Raw genomic sequence first — 7,759 nt, forward strand, 5'->3', positions numbered from 1 at the left:
CCGGACGCCCACCCGGCTCGAAGAACCGCAGGCCAGCCCCACGTCACGAGCCCGGGAAAACCGTGAAACGAGTCGAAACCCTCACCGAACACGTCTGCCTGAAACAGCAGCGAGGATAAAGATCAAGGGGAAGTTAAGAGCGGCGCGATCGGGCCCGCCGCCTGGCGGTCGTTGCGGAGGATCTCCGCGGCGGCATTGGTGTGCTGGCGTGGGGACCGAGGGGGAAGCCCTCATCGATCCCCGCTTTACAGTGTGGACGGGAGGTCTTGGTCGGCCCAGACGAGCTTGCCGCCCGTTGCGGAGCGGAAGCCCCACCTGCTGGACAACTGGGCAATCAGGAACAGTCCCCGGCCGTTTTCGTCGACGATGCGGGCATGGCGCAGGCGGGGGTAACACGTTCCGCTGTCAAAGACTTCGCAGGTCAGGGCTTGGTGCTGGATGAGTCGTAGCCGGATCGGGCCGGCGCCGTGGTGGATGGCGTTGGTGACCAGTTCGCTGATGATCAGCTCCGTGGTGGGCACGAGATGTTCCAGTCCCCATTCGCTGAGTTGATGGGCGGCCAGGTGCCGGGCGGTGCTGACGACGGCCGGATCAGTCGGCAGGTCCCAGGAGGCAGTGTGGGCCGCGTTGAGTGTGTGGATCCGGACAAGGAGCAAGGTGACGTCGTCGGATGCTGCCTGAGTCGGCACGGTTTCCACCACTGAGGAGCACAGGTCTTCCAAGGACTGTTCGGGTTGTGCCAGGGCGGTGCCGAGGCGGTGCATGCCGACGTCGATGTCGTCGTCACGGGATTCGACCAGGCCGTCGGTGTAGAACGCGAGCAGGCTGTCTTCGGGCAGTTCCACTTCCACGGCGTCGAAGGGGACCAGACCGAGGCCGAGGCCGAGTGGGGCTCCGGTGGGCAGGTCGGGGAAGGTGACCTGGCCTTGTGCGTCGATGATCGCGGGCGGGGGGTGCCCGGCCCGTGCCATCGTGCACTGCCGGGTGGCCGGGTCGTAGACGGCGTACAGACAGGTCGCGCCCATAATCGCGGGTATCTGACCGGGGGCGTCGTCATCTTCCCCGGTCAGCCGCTGGACGCTGTCATCGAGGTGGGTCAGCAGTTCGTCGGGGGGCAGGTCCAGGTCCGCGAGCGTGCGGACGGCGGCGCGGAGCCTGCCCATGGCCACCGCGGCGTTGATGCCGTGTCCGACCACATCACCGACGACGAGGGCCACCCGGGCTCCGGACAGAGGGATCACATCGAACCAGTCGCCTCCGACACCGGCGTCCGTGTCGGCCGGCAAGTAGCGCCCGGCCGCCTCGACGGCGACGCCGCCCCTCAAACGGTGAGGGAGCAGGTTGCGCTGGAGGGCGAGGGCCGTGCTGCGTTCGCGAGCGTACTGGCGGGCGTTGTCCAAGGACAGCGCCGCCCGGGTGACCAACTCCTCAGCCAGAAGCAGGTCATCGTCCCGGAACGGCATCGGGTCCTCGGTGCGTGCGAACAACGCCACACCCAGCACGGAGCTCCGGGCACGGATGGGCACGATCATCAGGGAGTGCACCCTGTTCTCATGGATCTTCTGCGCCCGTGCCAGGTCGTGGTCGATCCATGTCCCAGGGGCGGTGTCCAGTACCGGTTCCAGGTGGGACCTTCCCGTGCGCAGTGCGCTGGCGAGCGGCGAGTTCGGGGGAACGGAAATTGTCTCCCCTCGCGCAAACGTCGACTCCGGGATCCCTGGGTGGATCGAGGCCAAACCGGCACGGCGGAACACAGAGGGGCCATCGGACATTGTGTCGATTCGGGCAGCGGGCTCTTCGCCGAACGGGAGGATGGACTCCGCCAAGTCGACGACGGCGTAGTCGGCCAACAGGGGCACGGCGAGGCTGGCCAGTTCCTGTGCGGTCTGCATGATGTCCAGGGTGCTGCCGATGCGCGTGCTGGCCTGGCTGAGGATGGCGAGGCGCTCGCGCGCCCGCTGGTTGCTGGTGACATCCACGCTTATGCTGCACACCCCCAGCGCCTGGCCGTCCGCACCCTGGAGACAGAAGAACGAGGCCGAGAATGCGTGCTCCCGGCGCGGATCTTCCGGCGGCCACGCCCGGTACTCGTGGACCGCGGAAGTGCCACTCGCCAGCACCTGCCGCATCACCGCTTCAAGGGCCTCGGCCTCGAAGCCGGGCAGTGAATCCTTCAGGCAGCGTCCGAACCTCCGGTCCCGGGAAATGCCGTCACGCTCCATCGCGTCGTTCACCCAGGTACAGCGCAGCTGCGGGTCACGAACGACGATGCCGACCGGCGCGCGGGCAAGCAGCGACTCCCGCACCGATCCGTTCATCACCCCCAAGGAGAACGCGCCTATGTCGGTCAGGGATACCAACCACCGGTGGGTTGCATCCCGCCCCCGCAGCTGCGAGAAGCGCAGGCTCAGGTTGAGCGTGCGGCCGTCGCGGTGGCGCACCGCCGCGGTGCCCGACCAGCCACCTTGGGCACGGCACCGCTCGGCGAACGCCGATATCGTCGGCGTTCCCTCGGAAGATGGCAGTAGGAGTGTGGCGGACCGGCCCACCACGTCCTCAGCGCAGTACCCAACAACGCGCTGAGCGGCTTGTGTCCACGCGACCACCGTCCCTTGCTCATCGATCATCGCTATAGCTGCGTCGGATATCTCGCGGAGCCCCAGCGGCTCCAAGAATGCGGCCTGGTCAGTGCTCATCTTCATGGTTCCCATCAGATGCGTCGCGACCCGACCGTATGCGCGCGTCCGCCCACATGTGCGGACCATTTTCTGAGCAAAAGACCGGACCAATTCGCGCCGAACGGCCAGGCGGGCCCTGGGCGCCGCTTGTCAGACCGGTTGCGCCGCGAAGCGCCACGTCGCGGGCTCGGGGCGCCACGCTCGGGAGCGGGTTAGCCTCGATTGGCGGTGCGGAAATTTGATTGAGGTCTGCTCTGCCCGGTTCAGCGTGGGGGAAGCGGAAGTGAGGCGACCCCTTCTGTGTGGACACTCTGACAATGGATCTTGTGGATCCGAGGAAGGGTGTCCTGGTGGGACGTAAGTCTCCGTATCCGGCGGAGTTCAGGAATGACGCGGTGGCGTTGTACCGCGCGGCGGGCGGGAAGCGTACGTATGCGGCGGTCGCGGCGGATGTCGGGGTGACCGGCGAGACGCTGCGTAGTTGGGTACGGCAGGCCGATGAGCGGGCGGGCCGCGGCAGCAGCGACGAGCAGGCTGCCGAGAGCAGGGACGAGGAACTGGCCCGGCTGCGTGCGGAGAACAGCCGGCTGCGCCGGGCAGCCCAATATTTCGCCAAGGAGATGAGGGCGTGAGGCGCCGCTGGGACTTCATCTCCGACAACCGGGCCGACTTCGGCGTCCAGCGGATATGCCGGGTCCTTGGGGTCTCGCGCTCTGGGTTCTACCGGTGGGTCGCCGGCGCGGAGGCCCGTGAGGTCCGGCAGGCCGCCGATGAGGCCCTGGTCGCGGAGATCCGCGAGATCCACACCGGCCATAAGGGCACGTACGGAGTGCGGCGCGTGCACGCCGAGCTGCGAGGCTTCGGACACACCGTGAACCGCAAGCGCGTCGAGCGCCTCATGCGCAAGCACGGCCTTCAGGGCCTGCATCTGCGGCGCCGCAAGCGCACCACGGTCCCGGACCGGCTCGCACCACCCGCCCCCGATCTCGTTCAACGCGACTTCCATGCTGGGAAGTTGAACGAGAGGTGGTGCGGCGACATCACGTATGTGCAGGTCGGCGGCGTGTGGATGTTTCTCGCGTGCGTCCTGGACATCTGCTCACGTCGGGTGCTCGGCTGGTCAATGGCTACCCATATGCGCACTGAACTGGTCACCGATGCCCTCAAGATGGCCGTAGCCACCCGCGGTGGCAGCGTGGATTGGGGTCATCTTTCATGCGGACCGCGGCTCGCAGTACACCGCTGCCGCGTTCGCGCAGGTCTGCGACGGCTTCAGGATCCGCAGGAGCATGGGCCGGGTCGGCTCGAGTTACGACAATGCCCTCGCCGAGAGTTTCTGGCAGGGACTCAAGAGGGAGACGATGCACCAGAGGCTGTTCTCGACGGTGCGGCAGGCGAGGCTGGAGATTTTCCAGTGGCTGACGTACTACAACGTCCGCAGGCGTCACAGCGCCCTCAACTACCTCTCGCCTGTGGAGTTCGAACAGCAGCATCTGCGAGCAGATAAGCTATCGATCGCGGCATGAGCCCCTGTGTCCACACTCCGGGGGACGCCTCACGCGCGCCCGCCCCCTGAGTCGGATGCTTGACTGCCGCCCGGTCGCGCCGTCGAGGATGCGACCCTTCTCACGTTCGATGGGCAGCCTCAGACCGTCGGCGGCTAGCGAACCTGCAGTACGTCGACTTCGGGAGACCTCACGAAGGTCTGCACGTAATCGATGGCTGCCTGCAACGCGTCCTTTAGCGGGGTGATGTCCCGAGCGACCTGAGCGAGGAGGCTGCCGCCCTGGAATGCAGAGAGAAGCAGATTGGCCAGCTGCGTCGGATCCGCGTCAGTGCTGATGCGGCCGAGTCGCTGCATGTGCTGGAGCCCGTCGCGGAAGATGTCCCGCCACCGATCGAACGCACTCGCGAGCTCATCGTGAACGTCAAGGTCGGTCTTGATGATCTCGCTCGCGAGGGAGCCGAGGCTGCAGCCTTCCTGGTAGGCGCGCTCGTAGCCGACGTAGAAATCCGCCCACTCCCGAAATGCGTCGAGATCGTGGAAGGAGACGAATCGCTCATTGCGATGGAAGGTGAGGACGCGATCGGCCTGCCATGCGATGACTGCCAGGACGAGACTCTCCTTGGTCGGGAAGTAGTGGTTGAGCTGTGACCCGCTGACGCCGGCTGCGCGACGGAGCTGCTCGTTGTTCGTCGCGTGGACACCCTTCGTGTAGATGAGTTCCGCGGCGTGCTCCAGGATCCGGGTACGGGTCGCCTGGCCCTTGTCCGTGAGCTTGCGAGGCACGCGAGCTCGTGTCGTGGCTTCCATGCGTCGCATGATATCGCAGGGTGGGCTTGACAGCCCAGTCTCGGGCGGTGTTAGCTCTGAGAAGTGGGCCGCCGAGCCCAAAAACTGCTCGGCGCGACCTGGGCTCGGCGCCTGCTCGCACACCTACCGGAGGTTGATTCGCTATGTCACGACTGAACGTTCCCTCTTCCGACGACGTCCCCCCGGGAGTGCAAGGCATCCTCGACAACATTGGCGCACAGCTCGGCTTCGTCCCGAACATGTTCAAGACCATCGCGTCGAACCCGACCGTTCTCGACGCCGTCGTGACGCTGCAGAGCACCATGAGTCGCGTTCTGGACGCGAAGACGCGGCACACCATCGCGCTCGCGGTCTCGGAGGCCAACGGTTGCGCTTACTGCCTGGCGATTCACACGTACGTATCATCCGAACTCAGCGGAATGTCGAGCGACGACATCGAGCTGGCTCGCGCCGGGAGCTCTGTCGACCCCAAGCGCGCCGCAGTCGCTCGCTTCGCTCAACGGGTGGTCGAGAGCCGCGGGCGAGTCAGCGACGCAGACCTCGCGGCTGTGCGCGGCGCCGGCTACACCGACCCGCAGATCTTGGCGATCGTCACGGTCGCAGTGCAGGCCCTGCTGACCAATTTTCTCAACAACGTCAACCAGACCGACATCGACATCCCCTCCGCCAGCTCGGTCGGTACGCCCGGTTGAGCGCGGAAACCCCAGAGTGAAGATATGGCGGCCGGCCTGTACCTACCGTCGGCCGGACCGAGTGAAGGGATTGATCATGAAGGCTAGCGGAGTGTCCGGCCCCGATGCGGACGTCGTCCTCCTGGAGGTGCCTGAGCCGCCGGCTCCTGGTGCTGGTCAGCTTCTGCTGGAGGTGGAGGCGGCCGGTGTCGGTCCGTGGGATCGGTTGCTGAACGGTGCGGGCTGGGATGTGGGGCTGCGTCCGCCGGCGGCGCTGGGTGTGGAGGGCGTGGGCCGGGTTGTGGCTGTGGGGCCTGATGTCGAGGGCTTCGCTGTCGGTGACCGGGTGCTTGCGCATGAGGCCCCGTTGCCCGGTGGCAGTGGCTTCTGGGCTGAGCGGGTGCTGATCACTGCGGCCAGTGCTGCGATCTGTCCGGCGGGGCTGGATCCGCTGCAGGCGGGGGCGCTGCCGGTTGCCGGGCTCACGGCGTACCAGTCGCTGGAGGCACTGGGGCTCAGCCGGGGGCAGCGGCTGCTGATCACCAATGGTGGTGGGGCGACCGGTGTGCTGGCGTTGCAGATTGCTGCTGCTCGGGGGATCGAGGTGACGGTGACGGCGTCCGCTTCGGCTGCTGAGCGCCTGCGTGGTCTGGGTGCGTTGGAGGTTGTCGACTACCACGACTCGGATTGGGCGGGTCGGGTTCGTGGTGGGTTCGATGGTGCGCTGATCGCTGCTGGTGGTACGGCGCAGGCCGCGCTGTCGCTGGTGCAGGACGGTGGGCGTCTGGTGTCACTGACCTCGGACGCGCCGACGGGAGAGCGTGGTATCACCAGCACGGACCTCTACGTCCGGCCTGATGCCGCTCAGCTTGCCCATCTGGCGCAGGCGGTCGTGGAGGGCACACTGAAGCAGAACGTGGAAGCCCTCCCGTTGAGTGAGGGGCCGGCCGCTTTCGCCCGGGTGTCCACCGGGCAGGCCGGCGGCAAGAAGATCGTGCTCACCGGAGCACATCCACGACGGGCCGCCACCCGGCCCTGACACCGACTCACGACACCCGCCGCACACGGCACGGCCGCCTGCGCAGCCCTGCCCACCAGACGAGGGCGCATCAGGCGGTCGGGCCGGTTCACGGTGGCACCGTGAGGGGCCGACCGCTGGTCAGGCTCCGGGCTCCGGGCTCCGGAACGGCCGTCCGTGCGGATGCGATCACTGACCGGGGTGTCGGCGGACAAGAGGCGCCCAACGCGATCGGGAAGCCCCCGCAGCAGCGCAGAGCGAGCAGCCAGGGCTTCCGCGGACCAGGGAAACGGCCCGCTGTGCCGCGCACTCGAAAAAGGCTGCGCCGTGACGGCCCAGGAGGACGCGGCACGCAGACGTGGCAGGAAAGGTTGAGGAGCGATGGGAATAATCACTGAGGACATGCGGCAGATCGTCACCAGCGCCAAGCTGGCGTTCGTTGCGACGGTCTGCGAGGACGGCTCTCCGAACCTCTCCCCGAAGGGGTCCGTGCGCGTCTACGACGACGATCACCTGGTATTCATGAACATGGCCTCGCCCAATACGGTGGAGAACCTTCGGCACAATCCGCGGGTTGAGGTCAACGTGATCGACTTCCTGCTGAGGCGGGGGTACCGCTTCAAGGGAACAGCCGAGATCCGCGGGGAAGGCGACCCGGTGTACGACTGGTCCCGCCAGTGGGTGCTGAACACCCACGGCGATCCCATCTACCCGTGCCACGAGGCCGTACTGATCCGGGTGGACCGGGTGCTGCGGGTGGACTCTCCCGCGTACACGTTCGGGCACGCGAACGAAGACGACCTGAAGCATGAGTGGGCCGCCAACTACGGTGTGGCATACGATTGATGCCACATCAGGCCGCCTGTATCCCCTGGTGATGCCCATGGCGATCTTGTAGCAGGTCTGCCGGAGCAGGGTCAGGACTGGCGCGGGGCGCATAGTGCGCTCCGTTTCCAGCCCCCGCCGCCTCAATCCCTGCATGCGGTGATCCTGCCGTGGCCAGGGCATGAAGACGGGACCTCCTGAACAACTCGTGGGTGTCGAATCCATAGAGCAGCAGGAGGCCCCGATGCCGCAG

Annotated in this window: 5 protein-coding genes and 1 pseudogene; 4 read left to right on the top strand and 2 right to left on the bottom strand. The window is 66.7% G+C overall.

Features of this window, described 5'->3' with window-relative positions:
* Positions 1 to 245: 245 nt before the first annotated feature.
* Positions 246 to 2,702 carry a SpoIIE family protein phosphatase gene (locus AB0M27_RS45620; RefSeq protein ID WP_365731936.1) on the bottom strand — a complete coding sequence of 819 codons (2,457 nt, stop codon included), beginning with the start codon at positions 2,700 to 2,702 and terminating at the stop codon, positions 246 to 248.
* Positions 2,703 to 3,028: 326 nt separating this feature from the next.
* Between AB0M27_RS45620 and AB0M27_RS45625 the strand changes: the two are divergent.
* A pseudogene (locus AB0M27_RS45625) lies at positions 3,029 to 4,204 on the top strand (IS3 family transposase).
* 134 nt (positions 4,205 to 4,338) lie between these two features.
* Here the strand turns inward: AB0M27_RS45625 and AB0M27_RS45630 are convergent.
* Entirely contained in the window at positions 4,339 to 4,992 is a 654-nt protein-coding gene (locus AB0M27_RS45630) for a TetR family transcriptional regulator C-terminal domain-containing protein (protein WP_365731938.1), read from the bottom strand.
* Between the two features lie 143 nt (positions 4,993 to 5,135).
* Between AB0M27_RS45630 and AB0M27_RS45635 the strand changes: the two genes are divergently transcribed.
* The 3 genes from AB0M27_RS45635 (at position 5,136) to AB0M27_RS45645 (ending at position 7,527) form a co-directional block, all read left to right on the top strand.
* Positions 5,136 to 5,684: a peroxidase-related enzyme gene (locus AB0M27_RS45635; RefSeq protein ID WP_365731940.1), complete on the top strand. Its 549-nt coding sequence runs from the start codon at positions 5,136 to 5,138 to the stop codon at positions 5,682 to 5,684.
* A 76-nt stretch (positions 5,685 to 5,760) separates the two neighbouring features.
* Positions 5,761 to 6,702: an NADP-dependent oxidoreductase gene (locus AB0M27_RS45640; protein ID WP_365731942.1), complete on the top strand. Its 942-nt coding sequence runs from the start codon at positions 5,761 to 5,763 to the stop codon at positions 6,700 to 6,702.
* Between the two features lie 381 nt (positions 6,703 to 7,083).
* A complete protein-coding gene (locus AB0M27_RS45645; RefSeq protein WP_365731944.1) occupies positions 7,084 to 7,527 on the top strand; it encodes a pyridoxamine 5'-phosphate oxidase family protein in 444 nt (147 codons plus the stop codon).
* The last annotated feature ends 232 nt before the right edge of the window (positions 7,528 to 7,759 follow it).

The sequence above is a fragment of the Streptomyces sp. NPDC052107 genome, assembly GCF_040680215.1.
Lineage (GTDB): Bacteria > Actinomycetota > Actinomycetes > Streptomycetales > Streptomycetaceae > Streptomyces.

Coding starts and splice junctions, on each gene's coding strand:
- AB0M27_RS45645 (WP_365731944.1), top strand. CDS start 7,084: ATGCGGCAGATCGTCACCAGCGCCAAGCTGGCGTTCGTTGCGACGGTC.
- AB0M27_RS45630 (WP_365731938.1), bottom strand. CDS start 4,992: ATGGAAGCCACGACACGAGCTCGCGTGCCTCGCAAGCTCACGGACAAG.
- AB0M27_RS45640 (WP_365731942.1), top strand. CDS start 5,761: ATGAAGGCTAGCGGAGTGTCCGGCCCCGATGCGGACGTCGTCCTCCTG.
- AB0M27_RS45635 (WP_365731940.1), top strand. CDS start 5,136: ATGTCACGACTGAACGTTCCCTCTTCCGACGACGTCCCCCCGGGAGTG.
- AB0M27_RS45620 (WP_365731936.1), bottom strand. CDS start 2,702: ATGAAGATGAGCACTGACCAGGCCGCATTCTTGGAGCCGCTGGGGCTC.